The 26,204-nt window shown below is 59.9% G+C and carries 23 protein-coding genes; 16 read left to right on the forward strand and 7 right to left on the reverse strand.

The window, feature by feature from the left end; all coding sequences use genetic code 11:
• Nucleotides 1-1,041: 1,041 nt before the first annotated feature.
• Nucleotides 1,042-1,596, forward strand: a complete 555-nt coding sequence (locus tag QWI18_RS05445) for a hypothetical protein (protein ID WP_369318370.1) — start codon at nucleotides 1,042-1,044, stop codon at nucleotides 1,594-1,596.
• A 169-nt stretch (nucleotides 1,597-1,765) separates the two neighbouring features.
• Here the strand turns inward: QWI18_RS05445 and QWI18_RS05450 are convergent, their stop codons facing one another.
• Complete coding sequence (locus tag QWI18_RS05450) at nucleotides 1,766-2,983, reverse strand: argininosuccinate synthase (protein WP_065992560.1); 1,218 nt, start codon at nucleotides 2,981-2,983, stop codon at nucleotides 1,766-1,768.
• 130 nt (nucleotides 2,984-3,113) lie between these two features.
• Nucleotides 3,114-4,100, reverse strand: a complete 987-nt coding sequence (locus tag QWI18_RS05455; protein ID WP_065992559.1) for an OmpA family protein — start codon at nucleotides 4,098-4,100, stop codon at nucleotides 3,114-3,116.
• Nucleotides 4,101-4,244: 144 nt separating this feature from the next.
• Here QWI18_RS05455 and pyrC point away from each other — a divergent pair, with 144 nt between their 5' ends.
• From pyrC to bfr, 4 genes are all read left to right on the forward strand, one after another.
• On the forward strand, nucleotides 4,245-5,291 hold the full coding sequence (gene pyrC, locus QWI18_RS05460) for a dihydroorotase (RefSeq protein ID WP_065992558.1): 1,047 nt from the start codon (nucleotides 4,245-4,247) through the stop codon (nucleotides 5,289-5,291).
• Nucleotides 5,288-5,965, forward strand: coding sequence for a ribonuclease T (gene rnt / locus QWI18_RS05465; RefSeq protein WP_065992557.1), 678 nt, complete (start codon nucleotides 5,288-5,290; stop codon nucleotides 5,963-5,965). The genes pyrC and rnt overlap by 4 nt, the downstream gene beginning before the upstream one ends.
• A gap of 683 nt (nucleotides 5,966-6,648) precedes the next feature.
• Entirely contained in the window at nucleotides 6,649-6,867 is a 219-nt protein-coding gene (locus tag QWI18_RS05470) for a bacterioferritin-associated ferredoxin (protein ID WP_065992556.1), read from the forward strand.
• A gap of 200 nt (nucleotides 6,868-7,067) precedes the next feature.
• Nucleotides 7,068-7,544 (forward strand): bacterioferritin, encoded by a 477-nt coding sequence (gene bfr / locus QWI18_RS05475; protein ID WP_065992554.1) that lies wholly within the window; start codon nucleotides 7,068-7,070, stop codon nucleotides 7,542-7,544.
• Nucleotides 7,545-7,630: 86 nt separating this feature from the next.
• Here bfr and grxD read toward each other — a convergent pair whose 3' ends face one another.
• The 3 genes from grxD to QWI18_RS05490 all read right to left on the reverse strand — a co-directional run bounded on the left by grxD (nucleotide 7,631) and on the right by QWI18_RS05490 (nucleotide 10,625).
• Entirely contained in the window at nucleotides 7,631-7,960 is a 330-nt protein-coding gene (grxD, locus tag QWI18_RS05480; protein WP_065992552.1) for a Grx4 family monothiol glutaredoxin, read from the reverse strand.
• A 107-nt stretch (nucleotides 7,961-8,067) separates the two neighbouring features.
• Nucleotides 8,068-10,176, reverse strand: a complete 2,109-nt coding sequence (locus QWI18_RS05485) for a molybdopterin oxidoreductase family protein (RefSeq protein ID WP_369318371.1) — start codon at nucleotides 10,174-10,176, stop codon at nucleotides 8,068-8,070.
• Nucleotides 10,177-10,322: 146 nt separating this feature from the next.
• Nucleotides 10,323-10,625 (reverse strand): hypothetical protein, encoded by a 303-nt coding sequence (locus QWI18_RS05490; protein ID WP_065992547.1) that lies wholly within the window; start codon nucleotides 10,623-10,625, stop codon nucleotides 10,323-10,325.
• A gap of 449 nt (nucleotides 10,626-11,074) precedes the next feature.
• Here QWI18_RS05490 and argF point away from each other — a divergent pair, with 449 nt between their 5' ends.
• Nucleotides 11,075-11,995, forward strand: coding sequence for an ornithine carbamoyltransferase (gene argF / locus QWI18_RS05495; protein WP_065992546.1), 921 nt, complete (start codon nucleotides 11,075-11,077; stop codon nucleotides 11,993-11,995).
• A complete protein-coding gene (locus QWI18_RS05500) occupies nucleotides 11,992-13,089 on the forward strand; it encodes an ABC transporter ATP-binding protein (protein WP_192135144.1) in 1,098 nt (365 codons plus the stop codon). Before argF ends, QWI18_RS05500 begins: the two co-directional genes overlap by 4 nt.
• Before the next feature lie 42 nt (nucleotides 13,090-13,131).
• On the opposite strand, the gene QWI18_RS05505 is transcribed toward QWI18_RS05500, so the two are convergent.
• Nucleotides 13,132-13,920 carry a PhzF family phenazine biosynthesis protein gene (locus QWI18_RS05505; protein ID WP_065992544.1) on the reverse strand — a complete coding sequence of 263 codons (789 nt, stop codon included), beginning with the start codon at nucleotides 13,918-13,920 and terminating at the stop codon, nucleotides 13,132-13,134.
• Nucleotides 13,921-14,028: 108 nt separating this feature from the next.
• Entirely contained in the window at nucleotides 14,029-14,499 is a 471-nt protein-coding gene (ybaK, locus tag QWI18_RS05510) for a Cys-tRNA(Pro) deacylase (protein WP_192171592.1), read from the reverse strand.
• A gap of 298 nt (nucleotides 14,500-14,797) precedes the next feature.
• Here ybaK and glpK point away from each other — a divergent pair, with 298 nt between their 5' ends.
• The 9 genes from glpK (at nucleotide 14,798) to QWI18_RS05555 (ending at nucleotide 26,025) form a co-directional block, all read left to right on the forward strand.
• Nucleotides 14,798-16,303, forward strand: a complete 1,506-nt coding sequence (glpK, locus tag QWI18_RS05515; RefSeq protein ID WP_369318372.1) for a glycerol kinase GlpK — start codon at nucleotides 14,798-14,800, stop codon at nucleotides 16,301-16,303.
• Between the two features lie 95 nt (nucleotides 16,304-16,398).
• Complete coding sequence (locus tag QWI18_RS05520) at nucleotides 16,399-17,154, forward strand: DeoR/GlpR family transcriptional regulator (RefSeq protein ID WP_369318373.1); 756 nt, start codon at nucleotides 16,399-16,401, stop codon at nucleotides 17,152-17,154.
• A gap of 214 nt (nucleotides 17,155-17,368) precedes the next feature.
• On the forward strand, nucleotides 17,369-18,940 hold the full coding sequence (gene glpD, locus QWI18_RS05525; protein ID WP_369318374.1) for a glycerol-3-phosphate dehydrogenase: 1,572 nt from the start codon (nucleotides 17,369-17,371) through the stop codon (nucleotides 18,938-18,940).
• 398 nt (nucleotides 18,941-19,338) lie between these two features.
• A complete protein-coding gene (locus QWI18_RS05530; protein WP_192135156.1) occupies nucleotides 19,339-20,253 on the forward strand; it encodes a glutamate/aspartate ABC transporter substrate-binding protein in 915 nt (304 codons plus the stop codon).
• A gap of 118 nt (nucleotides 20,254-20,371) precedes the next feature.
• Nucleotides 20,372-21,118: an amino acid ABC transporter permease gene (locus QWI18_RS05535; protein WP_065992535.1), complete on the forward strand. Its 747-nt coding sequence runs from the start codon at nucleotides 20,372-20,374 to the stop codon at nucleotides 21,116-21,118.
• On the forward strand, nucleotides 21,115-21,783 hold the full coding sequence (locus QWI18_RS05540) for an amino acid ABC transporter permease (RefSeq protein ID WP_192135289.1): 669 nt from the start codon (nucleotides 21,115-21,117) through the stop codon (nucleotides 21,781-21,783). Before QWI18_RS05535 ends, QWI18_RS05540 begins: the two co-directional genes overlap by 4 nt.
• Nucleotides 21,780-22,514: an amino acid ABC transporter ATP-binding protein gene (locus tag QWI18_RS05545; RefSeq protein ID WP_065992531.1), complete on the forward strand. Its 735-nt coding sequence runs from the start codon at nucleotides 21,780-21,782 to the stop codon at nucleotides 22,512-22,514. The genes QWI18_RS05540 and QWI18_RS05545 overlap by 4 nt, the downstream gene beginning before the upstream one ends.
• Before the next feature lie 89 nt (nucleotides 22,515-22,603).
• Entirely contained in the window at nucleotides 22,604-24,502 is a 1,899-nt protein-coding gene (locus QWI18_RS05550; protein ID WP_369318375.1) for an ATP-binding protein, read from the forward strand.
• 197 nt (nucleotides 24,503-24,699) lie between these two features.
• The gene (locus QWI18_RS05555) at nucleotides 24,700-26,025 is read left to right on the forward strand and encodes a sigma-54-dependent transcriptional regulator (protein WP_369318376.1); all 1,326 of its coding nucleotides are present in this window, start codon (nucleotides 24,700-24,702) and stop codon (nucleotides 26,023-26,025) included.
• The last annotated feature ends 179 nt before the right edge of the window (nucleotides 26,026-26,204 follow it).

Genomic DNA, 26,204 nt, shown 5'->3' on the forward strand with positions numbered 1-26,204 from the left:
CTCACTCAACCAACAGAAAAATCCTACAAAACCTGCCCTATCCGCTCTATTTTTTACGATGTTCAATCCCGTCTCAGTACGTGACCGCATAATTCCGAAGACCGCAAGTGGTAATTTTTGAATCCTGAACTCCCTAAGCATTTCTGCCTATATGACTGCAGCTTGATAGCTCGGTTTGTCCTAAGGTTGATCCACGATATGGTTGCTCCGCCGACCGGTTTGGATGTGCGGAAAGCCAGGGCCATCCGTGACGCCCGGGAAAATGAGATTCCTCTTTAAAACACGGCTTCTGGCCACCGGGTGATAGCCCGTTCACCACGAGTGTTATGACTTCAGCATATGCCCATCTTACCGGGCCGCCAGCAAACAAAAATCATAAAATATTGCAGGCCCGGCGAGGCGTCGGCGTCCGCACACACTTGGTTAACTTACACACGCGGGTTCGACGAGTTTCATTACATATAAATACTCGAAAGAGCCTACAACGGGTTCAGAAATGTCTGAACAGCCCGAATCAACTTTCAACTATTCTTACCCGGGACGTGGACAAGGAGCAGCCTGGAAAGTTACAGCGCTTAACCACCTCCAAACCCGGCGACTCAATTCAATAACGACTGGATCACATCACCCGCTTTAAAAAAAGGGGCTCGCCCGCCTTCCACGTAATACTATTCGACACATAACATCCAGCACCCTCACGTCATTCCAGAAAAATACTACATAACTAACGGACTATTATTACCGCCAAGAACTTCACCCAATGGCGTTAAAAAACAAACCGCCCATTTTTTGGCTTTTTACTTGCCAAACCTATTACCAGTCGTTACTTTTTGATGAGCGAATGGTTCAACCCACTGTTAGTTAGTGGCTCTTATCACAATACAAGATTATTGCGCATATAAAGGCGGGGGCTTCTTTTGCCAGCGGTCCGTGCGCAGGCCACTCTTCGGCATGAATAAAGCATTCATTGTTTAAACGTTCTTAAGCGTGAACGTCCCGACAGTGCAGGCTGTTTAGTTGATATGTTCAAAGGAACCTACCATGACCAAGAAAATTAAATACCCCATTGGCGCAAGCAGCGACCCTCTCAAGCTGGCGGAAGCGGTAGAGCGCTACGTTTCCCAAGGCGGCGTTATTAACGTCATTGCAGAAGGAGAGTCGCGGGAGACCGAATCGTCCCGGCAAACCCGGGACGCCGATCCGGAAGCGGAGCTGTGCACCAAGGTCGATCTGCTCAAGGGGCTAGTGGCCAAAGGAGCTGGGGTCGCGGCGCTGCAATACTCGCTGCGCATGAACCAGAAGGAGATCAAGCGCCTGGCCAGCGAGAACGGTCTGAAGATCCGCTATTGCCAGCCTGTTCGCCGATCACGCACGTCCCGGCAAAGAGAGCCGGTAACCCTGGACGACGCCATTGCCGGACACGCCATGCATTACTCGGCGCTGGGCTACACCGTTCCTGAAATCGCTCAACTACTGGGCGTCGGGGTACGCGATATCCGGGACATTGGCAAAGCCTATCGTTTTGAGTTTCGAACAACTTCGCAGGGGGATACGGCTGAGAAAACCGCTGGCGAGGAGACAGATTTGCCAACATGACGAATGAGATGACGCACAGCGAGAGCACGTCTTTTAGCGCCTGTAAAACGAGGCAATAACCGGCCAGCGTGGGGGCGGAAAGAGTGTCGAATGAATGGCCAGCGGCACAGGGAGGACAGATGTAATGAGTGCAGCCCTGAGCAGGGCTGCACATCAATCACGGCAGCGATCAGAACAACTTGCGGCCCTTGTTCGCTGCAATGCGCATGCGCAATGCGTTGAGCTTGATGAAGCCCGCCGCATCTGCCTGGTTGTACGCGCCGCCGTCTTCTTCAAACGTCGCGATGTTCGCATCGAACAGCGACTCGTCGGACTTGCGACCGGTCACGATCACGTTGCCCTTATAAAGCTTCAGGCGCACGACACCATTCACGTGGGCCTGCGACGCATCGATCATCTGTTGCAGCATAAGACGCTCAGGGCTCCACCAGTAGCCGGTGTAAATCAGGCTGGCGTACTTGGGCATCAGCTCGTCTTTGAGGTGAGCGACTTCGCGGTCCAGGGTGATCGACTCGATCGCACGGTGACCACGCAGCATGATGGTGCCGCCCGGGGTCTCGTAGCATCCGCGGGACTTCATGCCGACGTAGCGGTTCTCGACGATGTCCAGACGACCGATGCCGTGCTCGCCGCCGATGCGGTTCAAGGTGGCAAGGACGGTGGCCGGGGTCATTTCAACACCGTCAAGCGCCACGATGTCGCCGTTGCGATAGGTCAGCTCCAGATACTGCGGCTTGTCCGGCGCGTTTTCCGGCGACACTGTCCACCGCCACATGTCTTCTTCGTGTTCGGTCCAGGTGTCTTCCAGCACGCCGCCTTCATAGGAGATGTGCAGCAGGTTGGCGTCCATCGAGTACGGGGATTTTTTCTTGCCGTGGCGCTCGATCGGGATCGCGTGCTTCTCGGCGTAGTCCATGAGCTTCTCGCGGGACAGCAGGTCCCACTCACGCCATGGCGCGATCACTTTCACGCCAGGCTTGAGCGCATAGGCGCCCAATTCGAAACGAACCTGGTCATTGCCCTTGCCGGTAGCGCCGTGTGAAATGGCGTCAGCGCCGGTTTCGTTGGCGATTTCGATGAGTCGTTTGGCGATCAGGGGACGTGCGATGGAAGTACCCAACAGGTACTCGCCTTCATAGACGGTATTGGCGCGAAACATCGGGAACACGAAATCACGCACGAACTCTTCGCGCAGGTCATCGATGTAGATTTCTTTGACGCCCATGGCTTGCGCCTTGGCGCGTGCTGGCTCGACTTCTTCGCCCTGACCCAGGTCAGCGGTGAAGGTCACCACCTCGCAGTTGTACGTATCTTGCAGCCACTTGAGGATTACCGAAGTATCCAGGCCACCGGAATACGCGAGAACTACCTTGTTTACGTCCGCCATGCCATCACTCCAACGCGTTGTACGGAAAACCGACGAGTTTACCGTTCACGCGCGGGAATTTACAGTGTCGCGACAGCTTCTGACGACAAAGCGACAGATTCTGTCAGTCAGACGACTTCGCTGCCCATCGTCAAGAGGCCTTGGCGGGGGCCGCACTTGCCGCTGTGGCGGGCGCAGCGCCTGGGGTTGGCGTGGCGGCAGGTGCAGGCAGTGTGGCCGGCGTCGGTGCAGGTGCAGCGGATGGCGGCACGGCCGGGGTCTGCTGCGCCACTCGCTCCAGGTGAATGTTCACCCGACGGTTGCGCGCGCGGTTGGCGTTGTTGGTGTTGGGCGCCAGCGGGTACTGCTCGCCGTGGAAGCGCAGGGTGATCTGTTCTTCCGGAATGCCCTGGGCCTTGAGGTAGTCCATGACGGACAGCGCTCGACGCCGCGACAGATCGCGGTTGGTCAACCGGTTGCCGCTGTTATCGGAGTGTCCGTCCAGTTCGACGTGATTGACCGTAGGATCAGCCTTCATATAAGCCAGCACGGTGTCCAGCTTGCGCCTGGCCGTAGCGTCCAGCTCGATGCCGCCACCCGGGAAGCCGATCTCGGACTGCCGCACCTGCTCGAAATTCATCGGCAACAGCTTCGCGGTACAGACCTGGAAGTCACCGTAGGCCTTGCTGAATTTGACCGGCAACAGCCTGACTTCCATCGCGCCGCCGCCATCTCGCAGGGTGTGACGAATCATCGGGCTGCGACCTTCCATCAAACCCGCGATCAGCCGCGTGGCCTGGGCCTGGTTGGTATTGAAAGGAATCTCGCCGTTGCCGACTTTCACTGCGCCAAGATTGAGATCTCCGCGACCCGGCTGCCACGGCGCCGCCGCGGCAATCAACGTGGCCGAGCCGGACGAAAGGCTGTAGCCATTTGCCTTCAACCGAAACGTCGGTTGCTCGCCCGCGCGTCGCACGAACTCGCCCGCACCGAAATCGGCGATCGGTTGAGTCAGTCGGCACTCGAACTGGTCGCCTTCCACCTTCCACTCAATATTCTCCAGACGCGTCTGGAAGGTGAGCGCCACGGCCGGCAGGCTGGCAAACGCGCTGAGCAGGGCTAGATATCGCTGGCGCACGGGAGGCTCCACTAAATTCACGTGTAACAAGATTTATGACTTACACGTGGCTATCGGTAACTTCCCGCAAAACTTGATAGCGAGTGCCTGGAGGAGTCTTTTCCGGTAGCATTCCCAGCGAGTTTGACCCGCCTGGAACCCCCAATGTCCGAACGCCTGACCCTCCTGCGCCCCGACGACTGGCATATCCATCTTCGAGATGGCGCTGTTTTGCCCCACACCGTCGCCGACGTAGCGCGCACCTTTGGCCGCGCGATCATCATGCCGAACCTCGTGCCCCCGGTACGCAACGCGGAGCAAGCGGACGCCTATCGTCAGCGCATCCTCGCTGCACGTCCACAAGGCAGCCGCTTCGAGCCGCTCATGGTGCTTTACCTCACTGACCTGACGCAGCCCGAAGAGATTCGCGCCGCGAAGGCCAGTGGCTTCGTGTATGCCGCCAAGTTGTACCCGGCAGGCGCGACGACCAATTCCGATTCCGGTGTCACCAGCGTCGACAAGATCTTCCCGGTGCTCGAGGCGATGGCTGAGGTGGGCTTGCCGCTGCTCATCCACGGCGAAGTGACCCGCGGCGACATCGACGTGTTCGACCGTGAAAAGATTTTCATCGACGAGCACATGCGACGTGTCGTCGAGCGTTTTCCGACGCTGAAAGTGGTGTTCGAACACATCACCACCGCCGACGCCGTGCAGTTCGTCAATGAAGCTTCGGCCAATGTGGGCGCGACCATCACTGCCCACCATTTGCTGTACAACCGCAACCATATGCTGGTCGGCGGCATTCGCCCTCACTTCTATTGCCTGCCGATTCTCAAGCGCAACACCCACCAGGTTGCCCTGCTCGATGCCGCCACCAGCGGCAGCAGCAAGTTCTTCCTCGGTACGGACTCCGCGCCCCACGCGCAGCACGCGAAAGAAGCGGCGTGCGGTTGTGCCGGCTGCTACACCGCATTCGCCGCCATCGAGCTTTACGCCGAGGCGTTCGAATCACGCAACGCGCTGGACAAGCTGGAAGGCTTCGCCAGTTTGCACGGCCCGGCGTTCTATGGCCTGCCGACCAACACCGACACCATTACCCTGGTTCGTGACGAGTGGACGGCCCCTGCCAGCCTGCCGTTTGGCGAGCTTTCTGTTATCCCGCTGCGCGCCGGTGAAAAACTGCGCTGGCGCCTGCTGGAGGAACACGCGTGACTGAAGATCATTACGAAGACGAGCAAGAAGGCTCCGGCGGCGGCACTGGCTCCCGGCACCCGATGGCTGCCCGTTTTCGCGGTTACCTGCCCGTTGTCGTTGACGTAGAAACTGGCGGGTTCAATTGCGCCACTGATGCGTTGCTGGAGATCGCCGCCACCACCATCGGCATGGATGAGAAAGGCTTTGTCTTCCCGGACCACACCTATTTCTTCCGTGTCGAACCGTTCGAGGGCGCCAACGTGGAAGCCGCGGCGCTGGAGTTCACCGGCATCAAGCTGGATCACCCGCTGCGCATGGCCGTGAGTGAAGAAACCGCGCTGACGGACATCTTCCGCGGCATCCGCAAGGCGCTGAAAGCCAACGGCTGCAAGCGTGCGATCCTGGTCGGCCACAACGCCAGCTTCGACCTGGGCTTTCTCAACGCAGCGGTCGCGCGGCTGGACATGAAGCGCAATCCGTTTCACCCGTTCTCCAGCTTCGACACCGCGACGCTGGCGGGCCTGGCGTACGGTCAGACTGTTCTGGCAAAAGCCTGCCAGTCGGCGGACATCGATTTCGACGGCCGCGAGGCCCATTCGGCCCGTTACGACACCGAAAAGACTGCCGAGCTGTTCTGCGGCATCGTCAACCGCTGGAAAGAAATGGGCGGCTGGCACGACTTCGATAACTGAGTCGATGCGGCTGCGCGATACAAGAACCGGCCCATGTGGCCGGTTTTTTTATGGGTGGGGATTGGCAGGCAGTGATCGGCTCAAAATCCGTCAGCGCCCCGACTGGCCCCTTCCCGGCTAAAGCCGGTCCCACTAAAAGCAGGGCGTGCATTCAGCGAGATCGGCGGCGCCCCCCTGTAGGACCGGCTTCAGCCGGGAAGCTCTTGATCTGCTTCTGATCTGCTTCTGATCTGCTTCTGATCTGCCTTTGATCTTCATACGCAAAAAGCCCAAACACCGCAGAACGCGACTTGGGTGCAGGCTGAACGCAGGTTTCGCGGAGTGGGCCGAGCGGCATGGATGCCGCGAGAGCCGCCCCCCGCCATGGATGGCGGATGGCGGCGGGCCCACGGAGCGAGACCGGAGTGAAGGTATTCCGACGAAGGAGGAACCCAACCAGGAGCAGGGCCTTTTTGGTTACTTTTTCGGCTCTTGGAAAAAGTGACCCGCCGTAAGGGCGGAACCGTAATCAGCACCACCGCCGATAATGGATATACACACAACCCTCACAAGCGATCATGCCTATCGCCGCAGCCGACCACTCATCGGTAGCCACGCGAAGAAGCCTGAGTAGTTTTGACAAGCATTCTCATTAACATTAGTATCCCTCGCATTGAGCCAATCACTCAGCGACGGTTTCTTATATGTATGTCTGCCTCTGCCAAGGTGTTACCGACGGACAAATCCGTGAAGCAATCATGGAAGGATGCTGCAGCTATCGTGACGTCCGCGAGACCCTCGGTGTCGCCAGCAAGTGTGGGAAATGTGCCTGCCTGGCCAAGGAAGTGGTGCGTGAAACCCTGACCGAGCTCCAAACCAGCCACGCCGCCCTCGCCTATCCTGCAGAATTTTCAGCTGCCTGAATAATCGCATTCAAACAAAACCGGACACTGTCCGGTTTTTTTATGCCTTTAATTCAATCGCTTAGCGACAAGATGCGGAACACAAACATTCTTATTCCTATTTATTTTCACTTATTATTCAATAACTTAGGTTTGACAGAGTGATAGAGGGGGCTCAGACTTGCCGCCTGTATTACCTATACCTTCGACAGGACCCGATCATGAAAGGCGACATCACAGTCATCCAGCATCTCAACAAGATCCTCGGTAACGAGCTGGTCGCGATCAATCAGTATTTTCTGCATGCGCGCATGTACGAAGACTGGGGCCTGAACAAGTTGGGCAAACACGAGTACCACGAATCCATCGACGAGATGAAACACGCTGACAAACTGATCAAGCGCATCCTGTTTCTGGAAGGCCTCCCGAACCTGCAAGACCTGGGCAAGATCCTGATCGGCGAACACACCAAGGAAATGCTGGAGTGTGACCTGCGTATCGAGCGCAAGGGCCACGCCGATCTGAAAGCCGCCATCGCCCACTGCGAAACCGTCGGTGACTTCGGCAGCCGCGAGATGCTGGAAGACATTCTGGAATCGGAAGAAGAACACATCGACTGGCTGGAAACCCAGCTGGGCCTGATCGACAAGGTCGGCATCGAGAACTACCTGCAGTCTCAGATGGGCGAAGAGGACTGATTCTCGTCCCTGCCTCCCAACAAGACCGCCCAATAAAAAGCCCCGCGTCTCGGCAGAGAGCGGGGCTTTTTTACGACTGCCGAAAATCAGGCAGTGGCGTTTTTCGCAACAGCATCTTTCACCAGTTTCTGCAGCGAACCGTCAGCCTGCATCTCAGTGATGATGTCGCTACCGCCGACCAGCTCACCACCGACCCACAGCTGGGGGAAGGTTGGCCAGTTGGCGTACTTTGGCAGGTTGGCGCGGATTTCCGGGTTCTGCAGGATATCGACGTACGCGAACTTTTCGCCACACGCCATCAGTGCCTGAGAAGCCTTGGCCGAAAAGCCACACTGCGGGGCATTCGGAGCACCTTTCATGTAGAGCAGAACGGTGTTGCTGGCAATCTGGTCTTTGATCGTTTCGATAATATCCATGGAGCACCTCGGCTAAACTTTACGACTGTATGTGTCGACACGGTGGCGCATTCTAAACGATTCCCGAGCATAACGCTCGGTCTTGGCCTTGACCGCCCCCATGACCGTCATGCCGCCGCAACCGTAACCGGCACCCCGTTCAGCACGGCGTTCCCGGAAATGCCATCCAGCGCACGCTCGTCAGTCAGGTCATTCGCGCTTTCACCTGGCTGAGCCGTCGCGATGTCCATTCTCACGCCCGGACGACCGTGGCCCCAGCCGTGGGGCAGGCTTACGACGCCGGGCATCATCTCGATGCTGCCCATCACTTCTACCTCAATGACGCCTACCCGCGAACTGACCCTGACCCGCTGTCCGTCCATCAACCCTCGGCTGAGCAAGTCGTCGGGGTGCATCAACAACTGATGCCGCGGCTTGCCTTTCACCAGACGATGGAAGTTGTGCATCCATGAATTATTGCTGCGCACGTGGCGCCGACCGATGAGCATCAGGCCACCGGCCTGGGGCGCAGGCTCCCCGGCAAAACGGGCCAGGTCAGCGAGAATCACGGGCGGGGCGGCCTGTACCCGCTGGTTGACGGTTTTAAGACGCTTGGCAAGGTTGGGCTTGAGCGGCCCCAGGTCCAGGCCGTGGGGGTACTGCGCGAGTGTCTCCAGCGACAATTTGAGCGGCGAAGCATCACCATACAGCCCGGCCCGCAGACCGCGATCGACCATCTGCGCAGGCGGCATCGTCGGTTTCAATTCGCGCCCGGTTTTCAGTGCGAACGCCTGGGCGAGGCCGACGAAGATTTCCCAGTCGTGCAGCGCACCCTCGGGCTTGGCAAGAATCGCACGGTTGAATCGGGTGACGTTGCGCACGGCGAACATGTTGAACGTGGTGTCGTAGTGGTCATTTTCCAGCGCAGACGTCGACGGCAGGATGAGGTCCGCGTGCCGTGTGGTTTCGTTGATGTACAAATCGACGCTGACCATGAACTCCAGCCCTTCGAGCGCGGTGTCAAGCTGACGGCCGTTCGGTGTCGACAACACCGGGTTGCCCGCCACGGTAATCAGCGCCTTGATCTGGCCCTCCCCCGGGGTCAGCATTTCCTCGGCCAGCGCAGAGACCGGCAGCTCGCCGCCGTATTCCGGCAGTTGCGAAACGCGGCTCTGCCAGCGGTTGAAGCTGCCGCCGGAGGTCGACGCCACCAGATCCAGCGCCGGCTCGGTGCACAGCGCACCGCCTGGCCGATCGAGATTGCCGGTGACCAGGTTGATCAGTTGCACCAGCCAGTGGCACAGCGTGCCGAACGCCTGGGTGGAAATGCCCATGCGCCCGTAGCACACGCCGCGTTCGGCGGCGGCGAAGTCCCGTGCGAGCTGCCTGATCTGCTCGGCAGGCACGCCGCATCGAGGGCTCATCGCCTCGGCGTTCATCTCGCTGACGGCCGCGCGGACGTCCTCCAGGCCATCCACGGCAAGATCGCTGTCGCGGGTCAGGCCTTCGGCAAACAAGGTGTGCAACAAGCCGAACAGAAACGCCGCATCCCCGCCCGGGCGGATAAACAGGTGCTGGTCGGCTATGGCGGCGGTTTCGCTGCGGCGCGGATCGACCACAACGACTTTGCCGCCGCGGGCCTGGATCGCCTTCAGACGCTTCTCGACGTCGGGCACGGTCATGATGCTGCCGTTGGACGCCAGCGGATTACCGCCGAGGATGAGCATGAAATCGGTGTGGTCAATGTCGGCGATGGGCAGCAGCAGGCCGTGGCCGTACATCAAATGACTGGTCAGGTGGTGTGGCAACTGGTCCACAGAGGTTGCGGAGTAGCGGTTACGGGTTTTCAGCAGCCCGAGAAAATAATTGCTGTGGGTCATCAGCCCATAGTTATGCACGCTGGGGTTGCCCTGATAGACCGCCACCGCGTTTTGCCCATGACGCGCCTGAATGCCGGCCAGGCGCTCGGCGATCAGATCAAACGCGGCCTGCCACTCGATCGGCTGCCAGTCGTTGCCGATACGCTGCATGGGCTGCCGGAGCCGATCGGGGTCATTCTGGATGTCTTGCAGCGCGACGGCTTTGGGGCAGATATGCCCGCGGCTGAAGGTGTCCTGCGCATCGCCCTTTATGGAGGTAATCAGGGTGCTGGCATCGTCCAGCAGGGTGGTTTCGAGGGTGAGGCCGCAAATCGCCTCGCACAGGTGACAGGCACGGTGGTGGAGAGTCTTGGTCATCGCCAGTCTCGAGTTTTTATAGGGCGATCAGCCGATCGCGGATACAAAACTATGGGACCTGTCCGGGCGATGCGCCAGAAATGTCAGCGCCGTGAATCGGGCAGCATCAGGCGAGCCGATAGCTCACCCGATGAAAGAAGTGTAACTCAGGAAGCAGAGCCACCGATAGGTGTAACCACCTTGCGCTGCATCTGCACCTCATGAACCGTTTCGATCTGTTCCTGAGACACCTGGATGCCGGTGAGTTCGCCGATCAGCCGCCAGTGTTCGTCGAGTCCGGCGCTGATGGTTGCCATGCGATCGATCATCCGGCGCCCCGCAGAACGGGTCACTTCGTCTTCGCTGCGCATCAGTTCGAACGACATCGACGTCATGGACGCCGTGAGGTGCGTAAGGGTCCGAGCCGTAAGCCCGAGTAGTTCCGTCAGTTGTTGCTCTTTTGAATCCATTCCCCACCTCTTTTGGAGGACATAAGCCGCCTTTATAACCCACGCCGATGGTTTAGGAAACGTCCGGGTCTCCGCGGCGTGAAGCATGTCGCATAAGGCTGCACAGTGGTTTGCGACTGTTACGAATCAGGCAGTAATCGCGGCGACGCCAAAGAGCGTTACAAGCGAGCTGTCTGATCAGGACTAATGCGATGGCGAATGGCCTGCGCAGAAACATGACTGTAGCACTTCGTTACATGAAAAGCGTCCTGCGAACGCCGCTTTCAGGCTACCGAACGTCCGACGACGATTTTCCGTCACGGCGGGCCTTGGCATCAGGCGACATTTTCTTATACCCTCGCGCCTTCCCTATTCGTCGCCCCGTGCGGCTTTCGCCGCAGGTCTCGCCCGTTTTTCCGAAAAACCCGGCTTTGAGGATCTGCGGTCTGTTGCAGACAAGGTAGTTAATGATGAGCGCAAGGCACTTTCTCTCGATGATGGACTACACCCCCGCTGAGCTGGTCGGGGTGATTCGTCGCGGCGTTGAGCTGAAGGACCTGCGAAATCGAGGCGTGCTCTTCGAGCCATTGAAGGGCCGCATCCTGGCAATGATCTTCGAAAAATCCTCGACCCGGACCCGTGTCTCGTTCGAAGCCGGGATGATCCAGCTGGGCGGCCAGGCCATCTTCCTCTCCCCTCGGGACACCCAGCTGGGCCGTGGCGAGCCGATTGCCGATGGCGCACGGGTCATGTCGCGGATGGTCGATGCGGTGATGATCCGCACCTTCGCCCACAGCAACCTCACCGAATTCGCCGCCCATTCCCGCGTACCGGTGATCAACGGCCTGTCCGATGACCTTCACCCCTGCCAGTTGCTGGCCGACATGCAAACGTTCCTCGAACACCGCGGCTCCATTCAGGGCAAGACCGTGGCGTGGATCGGCGATGGCAACAACATGTGCAACAGCTATATAGAAGCCGCGATTCAGTTCGACTTTCAGTTGCGTGTTGCGTGTCCGGAAGGCTACGAACCCAGCGCGCATTACCTGGCTCTGGCGGGCGATCGCGTGACATTGATCCGCGATCCCCACGAAGCGGTGAAAGGCGCGCACCTGGTCTCAACCGATGTGTGGACGTCCATGGGTCAGGAAGAAGAAGCCGCCAAGCGTCTGGCCCTGTTCAAACCTTTCCAGGTCACTCGCGAGATGCTCGACCGCGCTGCTGACGATGTGATTTTCATGCACTGCCTGCCGGCGCACCGTGGTGAAGAGATCAGCGAGGACCTGCTGGATGACCCGCGCTCGGTGGCGTGGGATCAGGCGGAGAACCGGCTGCATGCGCAAAAAGCCCTGCTGGAATTCCTCGTCGCTCCTGCCTTCGCTGCCCCATGAGTCAGCCCCTGCTGCTGACGCTGCATGACCTCGCCTGCGGTTATCAGGACCAACGCGTGGTGCAGCACCTCAATCTGCACCTGAACGCCGGCGACATCGGTTGCCTGTTGGGTTCCTCCGGCTGCGGCAAGACCACTACCTTGCGCGCCATCGCCGGTTTCGAACCGGTGCACAAGGGCGAGATCACCCTGGCGGGTAACGTCATTTCCCGACCCGGGTTTACCCTGGCCCCGGAGAAGCGCCGGATCGGCATGGTGTTTCAGGACTATGCCCTGTTCCCCCACCTCACCGTGGCCGACAACATCGCCTTCGGCATCCGCAATCATCCGCGCCAGAAGCAGGTGGTTCAGGAAATGCTGGAGCTGGTCAATCTCGGCGCGCTGGGCACGCGTCATCCCCATGAGCTTTCCGGTGGACAGCAGCAGCGTGTGGCGCTGGCCCGCGCACTTGCCCCTGAGCCGCAGTTGCTGCTGCTCGATGAACCGTTTTCGAACCTGGATGGCGAGTTGCGACGGCGCCTGAGCCATGAGGTGCGCGACATTCTCAAGGCCCGGGGCACCAGCGCGATTCTGGTGACCCACGACCAGGAAGAGGCTTTTGCCGTAAGCGACCACGTCGGCGTGTTCAAAGACGGGCGGCTGGAGCAGTGGGATACGCCCTACAACCTCTATCACGAGCCGGCGACGCCTTATGTCGCCAGTTTCGTCGGTCAGGGTTATTTCATTCGCGGGCAACTGATCGATGCCGAATCGGTGCAGACCGAGTTGGGTGTGCTGCGCGGCAATCGCGCCTATGCCGGCGCGCCAGGCACTCCGATGGATGTCCTGCTGCGCCCTGATGACATTGTTTATGCGCCCGACGGCCCGATAAAGGCCCGCGTGGCGAGCCTGAATTTTCAGGGCGCGGCGACCCTGTACCGCCTGCAGTTGCCGACGGGCACGCAACTGGAGGCGTTGTTCCCCAGCCATGTGGATCTGCGCGCCGGTGATCAGGTCGGCTTCACGGTGTCAGCCGAGCATCTGGTGCTGTTTCCGGCCTCGGGCAGCGTGCCGGTGCATCGGAGCGTTCCGGTGCATCGGGACGTGGTGATCTGAGGGCCTGTCGTTCTCGACCAGGCACTTTCAGCCCGATATCGACTAACTCAGTATCAACGCGCCGCTGGCGACCAGCGTCGCGTGCCCGCCGATTTTCACGCGCTCCCCCTCAAGCCGGCAGAACAGCTCCCCTCCCCGCGTCGACGCCTGATAGCCCGTCAGGCTGAACTTGTTCAGCCGGGCCGACCAGTAGGGAATCAGGCTGCAGTGCGTCGAGCCCGTGACCGGGTCTTCATTGATGCCGATGCCCGGCGCAAAGTAGCGCGACACAAAATCGTAGCGCTCGCCGTCACCTTTTGCGGTCACGATCACGCCGGGCCACGGCAAACGCGCGAGGGCGGCGAAGTCAGGCTTGCAATCGCGAACGGCCTGCTCGGACTCCAGCACCACCAGCAATTCCGCAGCGCTCAGCACGTCGACGACGGCAACCCCAAGGGCGCGTTCGATTTCCACCGTCACACCCTGCTCGGCGGGCGGCATGGACGGAAAGTCCAGGACCAGCCGATTGCCCTCGCGGCTCACGCTCAACTCGCCGGATTTGCCAGTGAAGTGGATAACCTCGGCCTTCTCGCCGTATTTCTCGAACAGCACGAAGGCGCTGGCCAGGGTCGCATGTCCGCACAACGGCACTTCATGGGTCGGTGTGAACCAGCGTATGTGCCAGCCCGGTGCTTCACGGACCAAAAACGCGGTCTCCGACAGATTGTGCTCTGAGGCAATCTGCTGCATCAATTGATCGGAAAGCCAGGCGTCCAGGCGGTAGACCATTGCCGGGTTGCCTGAGAACGGGCGGTCGGTGAAGGCGTCGACCTGATGGAATTCAAGCTTCATGGAAGGCATCCCCGAGTAAAGAAACGCGGCAACCCGTTCCGGGCGCTGCGGGTCTGCGGTCAGTGTCACCGCATGAAAGAGTCTGGCATTTCCGGTAAACCCGGCGAATCATTCCCGGCCGATCCGGGCAAAGCTCGCACCGGTGTGTTGTGCAAGTACGGCGGCGGGCAGTTCGACTTCGAGCCCTCGTCGACCGGCGCTGACAAAAATCGTTGCGAACGGTTGAGCGGACTCATCAATGAAGGTGCGCAGCCTTTTCTTCTGCCCGAGCGGGCTGATCCCGCCCAGTAGATAGCCGGTGGCACGCTGGGCGGCGGCCGGGTCAGCCATTTCGGCCTTCTTGGCGCCGGCGGCATGGGCCAGGGCTTTCAGGTCCAGCGAGCCCACCACCGGGACGACCGCCACCAGCAGCTCGCCTTTTTCGGTGCTGGCCAGCAGCGTCTTGAACACCTGAGCGGGGGCCAGATCGAGCTTTTCTGCCGCTTCCAGGCCATACGATGCGGCCTTGGGATCATGCTCGTAACTGTGGACGCGATGTTCGGCGCGAACCTTTTTCAGTAAATCCAATGCAGGGGTCATGCAGTGCTCCGACAACCAGACACTTTATTGTTTGCTGCCGATACTTTAGGCCATTGGTTATCGAAATGCCTGCATTCGAGAAGGACTTATCCACTAATATCGGCGTCTTGGAACATTCATCGATAAGGTTCGCTTTCGACCTTTGACAAGGTTCGTTTACGTCTATATTTTTTTCGAATACGAATATCTCGCTTGCTTCCTTGACGCCATCCCGGTATTCAGTGCGCAAAGGCACTGAGCACTGGCAACACAACGGACGGCCGTTTCCGGAAACTCGCTACATCACCAGGCATTCACCATGACCGACACCGAAAATAAGAATTACATCATCGCTCTGGATCAAGGCACCACCAGCTCCCGCGCCATCATTTTTGACCGCGACGCCAATGTGGTCAGCAGCGCCCAGAGTGAGTTCGTTCAGCATTACCCCCAGCCTGGCTGGGTCGAGCACGATCCGATGGAGATCTTCGCGACCCAGACCGCGTGCATGACCAAGGTCCTGGCCCAGGCGAATCTGCATCACAACCAGATCGCCGCGATCGGTATCACCAACCAGCGCGAAACCACGGTGGTCTGGGAAAAGGACACCGGCCGGCCGATCTACAACGCCGTGGTCTGGCAATGCCGCCGCAGCACCGAGATCTGCCAGCAACTCAAGCGTGACGGTCTTGAAGACTACATCCGCGACACCACCGGTCTGGTCATCGATCCCTACTTTTCCGGCAGCAAACTGAAGTGGATTCTCGATCACGTTGAGGGCAGCCGTAAGCGCGCCCGCCGTGGCGAGTTGCTGTTCGGCACCGTCGACAGTTGGCTGATCTGGAAATTTACCGGCGGCAAGGTGCACGTCACTGACTACACCAACGCCTCACGCACGATGATGTTCAACATCCATACGCTGGAATGGGATCAGCGCATGCTCGACGTGCTCGACGTGCCCCGGGAAATGTTGCCGGAGGTCAAGTCGTCATCCGAAGTCTATGGCCACAGCAAAAGCGGCATCCCCATCGCCGGGATCGCCGGGGATCAGCAATCGGCGTTGTTCGGCCAGATGTGCGTCGAGCCGGGTCAGGCGAAGAACACCTACGGCACCGGCTGCTTCCTGCTGATGAACACGGGCAAGAAAGCCGTCAAATCCAATCACGGTCTGTTGACCACCATCGGCTGCGGTCCGCGCGGTGAAGTGGCATACGCACTGGAGGGCGCGGTGTTCAACGGCGGCTCCACCGTGCAGTGGCTGCGCGACGAGCTGAAAATCGTCAACGACTCCATGGACACCGAATACTTCGCCACCAAAGTGAAGAACAGCAATGGCGTCTATCTGGTGCCTGCGTTCACCGGTCTGGGCGCGCCCTACTGGGACCCGTATGCACGGGGCGCCTTGTTCGGCCTGACCCGTGGCGTGAAGGTCGATCACATCATTCGGGCCGCGCTGGAGTCCATCGCCTACCAGACCCGCGATGTGCTCGACGCCATGCAACAGGATGCCGGCGAGCCGCTCAAGGCCCTTCGCGTTGACGGCGGCGCAGTGGCGAACAACTTCCTCATGCAGTTCCAGGCCGACATTCTCGGCACGCCGGTGGAGCGCCCGAAAATGCGCGAAACCACCGCGTTGGGCGCGGCCTATCTGGCAGGTCTCGCGATCGGATTCTGGAGCGGGCTCGACGAGCTGAGGGGCAAAGCGGTCATCGAGCGCAAGTTCGAGCCGCAATGCGATGACGCCGAGAAGGAAAAACTCTACGCCGGCTGGCGCAAGGCGGTGGACCGCACGCGCGACTGGGAACCCCACGAAGAGGTCGAATAAGCGCGATCCCGGACGGGGCGTCAGAGGCATTTTTTCCGGCTGACAGGTAATGGCTGCCTGCGGCATCATGGGCGCCCGTGCCCGAAGGATAAAAAATGAATCTGCCACCCCGTCAACAGCAGATCCTCGAGCTGGTCCGCGAGCGCGGCTACGTCAGCATTGAGGAAATGGCGCAGCTGTTCGTCGTGACCCCGCAAACCATCCGCCGCGACATCAATCAGCTCGCGGAAATGAATCTCCTGCGTCGCTACCACGGCGGCGCGGCCTACGATTCCAGCATCGAAAACACTGCCTACGCCATGCGCGCCGATCAGATGCGCGATGAGAAGCAGCGCATCGCCGAGGCCATCGCCGCACAGATCCCGGATCACGCGTCGCTGTTCATCAACATCGGCACCACCACCGAATCCATTGCCCGCGCGCTGCTCAACCATAACCACCTGAAGATCATCACCAACAACCTGCACGTGGCGTCGATTCTCAGCGGCAAAGACGACTTCGAAGTGCTGCTGGCCGGCGGCAATGTGCGCCGCGATGGCGGCGTGGTCGGCCAGGCGAGCGTGGATTTCATCACGCAGTTCAAGGTCGATTTTGCGCTGGTGGGCATCAGCGGTATCGACGAGGACGGCAGCCTGCTGGATTTCGACTATCAGGAAGTGCGCGTTTCCCAGGCGATCATCGCCAACGCGCGTCAGGTGATTCTGGCAGCGGACTCCAGCAAGTTCGGCCGCAACGCGATGGTTCGCCTGGGACCGATCACGTTGATCGACTGCCTGGTGACGGACCAGACGCCCGTGCCAGCGCTGTCGCAACTGCTGACCCTGAACAAGATTCGGCTGGAAGTGGTTTAACCCCGATCCATGAGCGAGCGCGATTCCGGCGCTCGCCTCACCTCCGATGTTCGCTTTTGTTCCTTTCCCTTTTCTCTGATCAGTATTTTCAATGAATACTGAGTGGCTGTGTTCGCCTTATTGCGCTACTATTTTCGGAAATGAACATAAATGTTCGAATTCGCCCTCCCCGTAGCGCGGGATTCGAACGCGATCGAACACTCAGGAGGCCCCGATGGCCCAGTCCAGTTTGCCGACCCCACCCCTTTCCGAGGTCTACGACGTTGCCGTGATCGGTGGTGGCATCAATGGTGTCGGCATCGCGGCAGACGCATCGGGCCGGGGCCTTTCGGTCTTTCTCTGCGAGAAGGACGACCTCGCCAGCCACACTTCTTCGGCCAGCAGCAAGCTGATCCACGGTGGCCTCCGTTACCTTGAGCATTACGAATTCCGTCTGGTTCGCGAAGCGCTGGCCGAACGTGAAGTGCTCCTGGAAAAAGCACCGCACATCGTCAAGCCGATGCGCTTCGTATTGCCCCACCGTCCGCACCTGCGCCCCGCGTGGATGATCCGCGCCGGGCTGTTCCTGTATGACCACCTTGGCAAACGCGAGAAGCTGGCAGGCTCGAAAAGCATTCGCTTTGGCGCCAACAGCCCATTGAACAGCTCGATTACCAAAGGCTTCGAATACTCAGATTGCTGGGTTGACGATGCACGTCTGGTCGTCCTCAACGCCATGGCCGCCCGTGAAAAAGGCGCGCACATCCATACCCAGACCCGCTGCCTGGGCGCCCATCGCAGCGGCGGCGTGTGGCACATGAACATGGAGCGTGCGGATGGCAGTCAGTTTTCCATTCGCGCCAAAGCCTTGGTGAATGCGGCGGGTCCATGGGTTGCCAAGTTCATTCGTGAAGATCTGAAGCTCGAATCGCAGTACGGCATTCGCCTGATTCAGGGCAGCCACTTGATCGTGCCGAAACTGTACGAAGGTGAAAACGCCTTCATTCTGCAGAACGAAGATCAGCGCATCGTGTTCGCCATTCCGTACCTGGAACGCTTCACCATCATTGGTACGACGGACCGCGAATATTCTGACGACCCGGGCAAAGTAGCGATCACCGAAGGCGAGACCGATTACCTGCTGAAGATCGTGAATGATCACTTCAAGAAGCAACTCAGCCGCGCCGACATTCTGAGCACGTGGTCAGGCGTGCGGCCGCTGTGCAATGACGAGTCGGACAACCCGTCGGCGATCACCCGCGACTACACCCTTTCGCTGTCGGGCAGCGCCCAAGAGGCGCCGATCCTGTCCGTGTTCGGCGGCAAGCTGACGACCTACCGCAAACTGGCGGAGTCGGCGATGCAGCAACTGGCGCCGTTCTTCCCGCAGATGAAGCCAAGCTGGACCGCGAAAGCCAGCCTCCCGGGCGGTGAGAGCATGACCACGCCTCAGGCACTGGCCGCCGAGCTGCAGCAGCGTTGTGCATGGCTGCCGGCCGAAATCGCCAAGCGCTGGGCCATTACCTATGGCTCACGCAGCTGGCGCATCGTGGAGGGCGTTCAGACGCTGGGCGAAATGGGCGAACACTTGGGCGGCGGTCTGTACAGCCGCGAAGTGGACTACCTGTGCAGTGAGGAATGGGCGACCAAGGCCCAGGACATTCTGTGGCGCCGGACCAAGCTGGGTCTGTTCACCACCGACGAAGAGCATCAGAAGGTTCAGGCGTACCTGGGCAACGAGGCACGCAGCAACGGGGCTGTTGAGCGTATTGAATGGCCCGTGTCGGCGCCAAAGATTCACGCATAATCTGCCAGATCCAATTCCCGGCTGAAGCCGGTCCCATGGAATCACCGCGATTCTGTTGGACTGGCTTTAGCCGGGAAAGCGTCAGACAGCACACCGCAAAACCATCTGTCTCAACACGCCCCACCCCGCCGCTATCATTCGGATTCCCGAACATCTCGCCCCACCCGATTCGGATTCCCGGACGGCCGATCCGCCTCGCACACTTCCCTCCTCCATAAATAGCCAACACTTTCATACCCTTAGCTTCGGTCACCTCTCTGGCATGACTCATGCTCTACACTCTTGCACGATTGCTTCGATGTAGCGTGTCGCCTGACTGGGCCGCCGTTGAAGCGCTCTGAAACGATAGGGCCGTCCAACACCGGCCCAATAAAAAAAACAATGTCGAGGAAAAACAGATGCGCATCGTTCCCCAACTCCTGGGCGCAGCCATTGCTGCCGCTCTGATCACCACCCCCGTTTTCGCCGCCGAACTCACCGGCACGCTTAAAAAAATCAAAGAGTCCGGCACCATCACCCTCGGTCACCGCGACTCCTCCATTCCTTTTTCCTATATCGCTGATGCTTCCGGCGTGCCAGTGGGTTACTCCGCTGACATCCAGCTGAAGATCGTCGAAGCGATCAAGAAAGACCTGGACATGCCTGATCTGAAGGTCAAGTACAACCTGGTCACTTCCCAGACCCGCATCCCGCTGGTCCAGAACGGCACCGTCGACGTCGAATGTGGTTCGACCACCAACAACGCCGAGCGCGCCCAGCAAGTCGACTTCTCCGTCGGCATTTTCGAAATCGGCACGCGTCTGCTGAGCAAAGCTGACTCGTCCTACAAAGACTTCAATGACCTCAAGGGCAAGAACGTCGTGACCACGGCGGGCACCACGTCCGAGCGCCTCCTCAAGGCGATGAACGCCGACAAACAGATGGGCATGAACGTGATTTCGGCCAAGGACCACGGCGAGTCGTTCCAGATGCTGGAATCGGGCCGCGCCGTTGCCTTCATGATGGACGACGCCCTGCTCGCCGGCGAAATGGCCAAGGCCAAGAAGCCGACCGACTGGGCCGTTACCGGCACCCCTCAGTCCTACGAAATCTACGGTTGCATGGTTCGCAAGGAAGACCCTGCGTTCAAGAAAGCCGTCGACGACGCCATCGTTGCGACCTACAAATCGGGCGAGATCAACAAGATCTACGACAAGTGGTTCACCCAGCCGATTCCACCAAAAGGCCTGAACCTGATGTTCCCGATGAGCGAACAGCTCAAAGCGCTGATCGCCAATCCGAACGACAAGCCGGCGCCGGACAAGAAGGCCTGAGTCCTTCGCTCCGCCATTCTGACAACGTGAAAAGCCTGACTTCCGGAGACGCACTGCGTTTCCGGAAGCCGCTAACTGGCGCGTGCGTGCATAACGATCGATAAGAGGGGAGACCCTGATGAACTACAACTGGGACTGGGGCGTGTTCTTCAAGTCCACGGGCGTCGGCAGCGAGACCTATCTGGACTGGTACATCACCGGGCTGGGCTGGACCATCGCCATTGCCGTTGCTGCCTGGATCATTGCGTTGCTGCTGGGCTCGGTGCTCGGGGTGATGCGCACGGTGCCCAACCGCATCGTTTCTTCAATTGCCGCGATTTACGTGGAAATTTTCCGTAACGTGCCACTGCTGGTGCAGCTGTTCATCTGGTACTTCCTGGTGCCGGATCTGCTGCCTGAGAACCTGCAGGAGTGGTACAAGCAAGACCTTAACCCGACGACTTCAGCGTTCCTGAGTGTTGTCGTGTGCCTCGGACTGTTCACCGCCGCACGTGTCTGCGAACAAGTGCGCACCGGTATTCAGGCGCTGCCGGTGGGGCAGGAATCCGCTGCGCGCGCCATGGGTTTCAAGCTGCCGCAGATCTACTGGAACGTGCTGCTGCCCCAGGCGTACCGGATCATCATTCCGCCGCTCACCTCCGAATTCCTCAACGTGTTCAAGAACTCGTCCGTGGCGTCGCTGATCGGCCTGATGGAGTTGCTCGCGCAGACCAAACAGACCGCCGAGTTTTCCGCGAACCTGTTCGAAGCCTTCACCCTGGCGACGCTGATCTACTTCACCCTGAACATGAGCCTGATGCTGCTCATGCGCCTGGTCGAGAAGAAAGTGGCGGTGCCGGGCCTGATCTCCGTGGGAGGTAAATAATGGACTTCTCTGGAGTGATTCCTGCCATCCCGGGCATGTGGAACGGCATGCTCATGACCTTGCAGTTGATGGTCATGGGCATCGTGGGCGGCATCATCATCGGCACGATTCTGGCGCTGATGCGGTTGTCGTCGAACAAGCTGGCGTCACGTCTTGCCGGCGCCTACGTCAACTACTTCCGCTCGATCCCACTGCTGCTGGTCATCACCTGGTTCTACCTGGCGGTGCCGTTCGTGCTGCGCTGGATCACCGGCGAAGACACGCCGATCGGCGCGTTCACCTCCTGCGTCGTGGCGTTCATGATGTTCGAGGCGGCCTACTTCTGTGAAATCGTGCGGGCCGGCGTGCAGTCGATTTCCCGTGGCCAGATGGGTGCGGCTCAAGCATTGGGCATGACCTACGGCCAGATGATGCGCCTGATCATCCTGCCCCAGGCGTTCCGCAAGATGACCCCGCTGCTGTTGCAGCAGAGCATCATCCTGTTTCAGGACACCTCGCTGGTCTACACGGTCGGCCTGGTCGACTTCCTCAACTCGGCACGCTCCAGCGGCGACATCATCGGGCGCTCCAACGAGTTCCTGATTGTCGCCGGTCTGGTGTACTTCACGATCAGCTTCGCCGCGTCGCGCCTGGTCAAGTTCATGCAAAAAAGGTTAGCCGTATGATTTCCATCAAAAATATCAACAAGTGGTATGGGGACTTCCAGGTGCTGACCGATTGCAGCACGGAGGTCAAAAAAGGTGAAGTGATTGTGGTCTGCGGCCCGTCGGGCTCGGGCAAGTCCACGCTGATCAAATGCGTCAATGCGCTGGAGCCGTTTCAGAAAGGCGACATCGTGGTTGATGGCACCTCAATCGCCGACCCGAAAACCAATCTGCCGAAACTGCGTTCGCGCGTCGGCATGGTGTTCCAGCATTTCGAGCTGTTTCCGCACCTGACCATCACCGAAAACCTGACCATCGCGCAGATCAAAGTGCTGGGCCGCAGCAAGGAAGAGGCCACCAAAAAAGGCCTGCAACTACTCGAACGTGTCGGCCTGTCGGACCATGCCCACAAGCATCCGGGGCAACTGTCGGGCGGCCAGCAACAACGTGTGGCGATTGCCCGCGCACTGGCCATGGACCCGGTGGTGATGCTGTTCGACGAACCGACCTCCGCGCTCGACCCGGAAATGGTCAACGAAGTGCTCGACGTGATGGTGCAACTGGCCCATGAAGGCATGACCATGATGTGCGTGACCCACGAAATGGGCTTCGCCCGCAAAGTGGCGGATCGGGTGATCTTCATGGACAAGGGCCAGATCGTCGAAGACTGCGAGAAGGAAGAGTTCTTCGGCGACGTCAACGCGCGCTCCGAGCGGGCTCAGCAATTCCTCAACAAAATCCTGCAGCACTAAAAAGCATTAGCCCTTCGAGGGCGTAAAAACCGCCGGCCGCTCTTTCATCCCTGATGCAACGGGCGGCTGGCCGGTCCAGGACGACTGTGATGAAATGCGACCCCCCTCTCTACCGCGCCGCGCCGCCATCACTCGCCGTGAAACCCCGACTGATTCGCCATCTGTTCGTGCCACCGCTGATCATCCTGCTGATGATTGCGCTGGGTTACGTCACGTATTTGTACAGCGAGAAGAACGCCATCAAGGCGCTGGGTGAAAACGGTCAGCGTCAGCTTGAGCTGCACGCGCGCACCGTCGAGAGCGAGATCAACAAGTACAACTACCTGCCCAGCGTGCTGGAGCTGGAATCCAATGTTTCCGACCTGCTCAACCATCCGTCTGCGGAGTTGCGTTCCAAGGTCAACGATTACCTCGAAGGCCTGAACCGGCGCAGCCGCAGTCGGGCCATCTATGTGCTGGACACCACCGGCCGGGTGCTGGCGACCAGCAACTGGCGCGACGCCGACAGTTACCTCGGCGAGGACTTGTCCTTCCGCGCCTATTATCAGGACGCGATTCGCGGTTTGCCGGGGCGCTTCTACGGCATCGGCAGCACCACCGGCGAACCGGGTTATTACCTGGCCCACGGGCTGGAAGAGAAAGGCAAAATCATCGGCGTCGCGGTGATCAAGGTCCGGCTTGAAGCGCTGGAAGAGCGCTGGCAGCGCGCGCGCCTGGAAGCGTTTGTCAGCGACGAGAACGGCATCATCATCCTCTCCAGCGATCCGGCGCGACGGCTGAAATCAGTCCGCCCGCTGACCGCCGAGATCAAGGAGCGGCTGGCGCGCAGCCTGCAATATTACTGGTGGCCGCTCAACGAGCTGGTGCCGCTGGAACGTGAATCGATTGCCGACGGCGTCGAGAAGCTGACCTTTCCTGCCAACACCAGCGTCGATCATGAACACACGGTGGTGAGTTATCTGGCGCAGACCCGCGAACTGGCTGACACGCCCTGGCACCTGACCCTGCTGACACCACTGGAAGACTTGCGCCGGGAAGCCGCCAATCAGGGAATGCTGGTCGCCGTCGCCTGCGCGCTGGTGGCATTTCTGCTGATTGCCTGGAACGAGCGGCGCAAGGTGATTTCCACCCGCCTCGCCGCCCGAGAAGCGCTGGAGCAGGCGAACAACGAGCTGGAACGGCGCATCACCGACCGCACCGCCGATCTGCGCGCCAGCAACGAACGCCTGAAGGGCCAGATCCGTGAACGTCGCCAGGCCGAAGAGACCCTGCGCCAGGCCCAGGATGAATTGATCCAGGCCGGCAAACTCGCGGCCATCGGCCAGATGTCCACCAGCATCGCCCATGAACTGAATCAGCCCCTGGCGGCGCTGCGCACGTTGTCCGGCAACACCGTTCGGTTCCTCGAACGCGGTGCGCTGGACACGGCGAGTGCGAACCTGCGCACCATCAACGATCTGGTGGACCGCATGGGCCGTATCACCGCCAGCCTGCGCGCCTTTGCCCGGCGCGGGGAAGATAAAGGTCAGGCGTCCCTGGGCAAGGCAGTCGAGGCTGCATTGCAATTGCTCGCGGCGCGTCTGGACAATGCGTCACTGGCGCTGCATCAGCAGATCGACGATGTCGAACTGGCGATTGATCAGACCCGGCTTGAGCAGATTCTGGTCAACCTGATCGGCAACGCGCTGGACGCCATGCAGGCGCAGCCGCTGCCGGCTCTATGGCTGGAAGGTGACGTGTTCGAGGGCCGCTATCGGTTGCGCGTCCGTGACAACGGCCACGGCATCGACGCCGAAGCGCGCAAGCATTTGTTCGAACCCTTCTTTACCACCAAGCCCGGTGAGCAGGGCCTCGGGTTGGGTTTGACGCTGTCCGCCAGCCTTGCCACGGCGGCCGGCGGCACGCTCAACGCTGAGCACCCGGCCGAGGGCGGCACGATGTTTGTGCTGGTGTTGCCGCTGGTTGACCCCGGGGCGGCGGGTGTGTGAGAGATCCGTGCATCCCCAGTCTCGGTGTGACAGTTCATGTGGGAGTGAGCTTGCTCACGAAGACGGCATCCCAGCCGCTGAAGATTCAGCGGTGTGGTGATGTTTGATGAAAGCGAGTCGGCTCGCGAAAGCACCGGGGCAGTGACCCTGTTCGAAAACCTGACACACCGCTTCGCGGGCCAGCACTGGAATACACCATGAACATTGATCTGACGGTCCTCATTGTCGAAGACGACCCGCATGTCCTGCTCGGCTGCCAACAGGCGCTGGCGCTGGAAGACATTCACAGCCAGGGCGTGGGCAGCGCCGAAGAAGCGCTGGCGTTGATCAGTGAGAATTTCGCCGGCATCGTCATCAGTGACATTCGCCTGCCGGGCATCGACGGGCTTGAGCTGCTCAAGCGCCTGAAAGAGCGCGATCGAACCCTGCCCGTGGTGCTGATCACCGGTCACGGCGACGTGTCGATGGCCGTCGGTGCGATGCGCGATGGCGCCTACGACTTCATGGAAAAGCCCTTCTCCCCCGAGCGGCTGGTCGAGGTCGCCCGCCGCGCGCTGGAGCAACGCGGGCTGGCCCGGGAAGTCTGGTCATTGCGTCGGCAACTGGCCGAGCGCAATTCTCTGGAAGGCAAGATCATTGGCCGCTCCCAGGCGATGCAAACCCTGCGCGCACTGATCGCCAACGTCGCGGACACCTCGGCCAACGTGCTGATCGAAGGCGAGACCGGCACCGGGAAGGAACTGGTTGCCCGTTGCCTCCATGACTTCAGCCGCCGCCACGACCATCAGTTCGTTGCACTGAACTGCGGCGGCCTGCCGGAAAGCCTGTTCGAGAGCGAAATCTTCGGCCACGAGGCCAACGCGTTCACCGGCGCCGGCAAACGCCGCATCGGCAAGATCGAACACGCCCACGACGGCACGCTGTTTCTCGATGAAGTGGAAAGCATGCCGATCAACCTGCAGATCAAACTGCTGCGGGTATTACAGGAGCGCACGCTGGAGCGACTGGGTTCAAACCAGAGCGTGGCGGTGGATTGCCGGGTGATCGCGGCGACCAAGTCGGAGCTCAACGCGCTGAGCAAAGCGGGCCAGTTTCGCAGCGACCTGTATTACCGGCTCAACGTGGTGACCCTCGAACTCCCGCCCCTGCGCGAGCGCCGTGAAGACATCCTGCAGTTGTTCGAACATTTTCTGCAGCAGTCGTCACTGCGCTTCGACCGCGAGGCGCCGCAGTTGGACGCAAAGACCCGCTCGGCGCTGCTGGCCCACGACTGGCCGGGCAATGTGCGCGAGCTGCGCAACGTCGCCGAGCGGTACGCATTGGGCCTGCCAGCATTCAAGACCGCCGGTGCGGAAGTCGCCACCCAGAGCCTGGATTTCGCCGAAGCCGTGGAAGCATTCGAGAAGAACCTGTTGGGTGAGGCGCTGCAGCGCAGCGGCGGGAATCTCAGCCAGGCCAGCCAGGAACTGGGCATGGCCAAGACCACGCTGTTCGACAAAGTGAAGAAATACGGGTTGGGGTGAGCAAGTTCGCTGTTTGATTCTGGCCGCAGACCGTAGGAGCGTGGCTTGTCCTGCGATCGGCTGCGCAGCAGTCGTAAACCGGACGACTCGGTCCTTCCTGAGGAACGCAGTCAGCGGATTGGCTGCCGCTTCGCGCCAGATCGCGGGACAAGCCACGCTCCTACAGGTCATGCGATGGC

Source organism: Pseudomonas sp. W2Oct36 (genome assembly GCF_041060465.1).
Taxonomy (GTDB): domain Bacteria; phylum Pseudomonadota; class Gammaproteobacteria; order Pseudomonadales; family Pseudomonadaceae; genus Aquipseudomonas; species Aquipseudomonas graminis_B.

What these genes read in the sequence shown, in the direction of transcription:
- argF (WP_065992546.1), top strand. Translation starts at nt 11,075, where the DNA reads ATGAGCGCAAGGCACTTTCTCTCGATGATGGACTACACCCCCGCTGAG.
- QWI18_RS05500 (WP_192135144.1), top strand. Translation starts at nt 11,992, where the DNA reads ATGAGTCAGCCCCTGCTGCTGACGCTGCATGACCTCGCCTGCGGTTAT.
- QWI18_RS05485 (WP_369318371.1), bottom strand. Translation starts at nt 10,176, where the DNA reads ATGACCAAGACTCTCCACCACCGTGCCTGTCACCTGTGCGAGGCGATT.
- QWI18_RS05545 (WP_065992531.1), top strand. Translation starts at nt 21,780, where the DNA reads ATGATTTCCATCAAAAATATCAACAAGTGGTATGGGGACTTCCAGGTG.
- QWI18_RS05530 (WP_192135156.1), top strand. Translation starts at nt 19,339, where the DNA reads ATGCGCATCGTTCCCCAACTCCTGGGCGCAGCCATTGCTGCCGCTCTG.
- glpK (WP_369318372.1), top strand. Translation starts at nt 14,798, where the DNA reads ATGACCGACACCGAAAATAAGAATTACATCATCGCTCTGGATCAAGGC.
- ybaK (WP_192171592.1), bottom strand. Translation starts at nt 14,499, where the DNA reads ATGACCCCTGCATTGGATTTACTGAAAAAGGTTCGCGCCGAACATCGC.
- QWI18_RS05520 (WP_369318373.1), top strand. Translation starts at nt 16,399, where the DNA reads ATGAATCTGCCACCCCGTCAACAGCAGATCCTCGAGCTGGTCCGCGAG.
- QWI18_RS05450 (WP_065992560.1), bottom strand. Translation starts at nt 2,983, where the DNA reads ATGGCGGACGTAAACAAGGTAGTTCTCGCGTATTCCGGTGGCCTGGAT.
- pyrC (WP_065992558.1), top strand. Translation starts at nt 4,245, where the DNA reads ATGTCCGAACGCCTGACCCTCCTGCGCCCCGACGACTGGCATATCCAT.
- QWI18_RS05505 (WP_065992544.1), bottom strand. Translation starts at nt 13,920, where the DNA reads ATGAAGCTTGAATTCCATCAGGTCGACGCCTTCACCGACCGCCCGTTC.
- QWI18_RS05550 (WP_369318375.1), top strand. Translation starts at nt 22,604, where the DNA reads ATGAAATGCGACCCCCCTCTCTACCGCGCCGCGCCGCCATCACTCGCC.
- QWI18_RS05535 (WP_065992535.1), top strand. Translation starts at nt 20,372, where the DNA reads ATGAACTACAACTGGGACTGGGGCGTGTTCTTCAAGTCCACGGGCGTC.
- QWI18_RS05470 (WP_065992556.1), top strand. Translation starts at nt 6,649, where the DNA reads ATGTATGTCTGCCTCTGCCAAGGTGTTACCGACGGACAAATCCGTGAA.
- grxD (WP_065992552.1), bottom strand. Translation starts at nt 7,960, where the DNA reads ATGGATATTATCGAAACGATCAAAGACCAGATTGCCAGCAACACCGTT.
- glpD (WP_369318374.1), top strand. Translation starts at nt 17,369, where the DNA reads ATGGCCCAGTCCAGTTTGCCGACCCCACCCCTTTCCGAGGTCTACGAC.
- QWI18_RS05490 (WP_065992547.1), bottom strand. Translation starts at nt 10,625, where the DNA reads ATGGATTCAAAAGAGCAACAACTGACGGAACTACTCGGGCTTACGGCT.
- QWI18_RS05555 (WP_369318376.1), top strand. Translation starts at nt 24,700, where the DNA reads ATGAACATTGATCTGACGGTCCTCATTGTCGAAGACGACCCGCATGTC.
- bfr (WP_065992554.1), top strand. Translation starts at nt 7,068, where the DNA reads ATGAAAGGCGACATCACAGTCATCCAGCATCTCAACAAGATCCTCGGT.
- QWI18_RS05445 (WP_369318370.1), top strand. Translation starts at nt 1,042, where the DNA reads ATGACCAAGAAAATTAAATACCCCATTGGCGCAAGCAGCGACCCTCTC.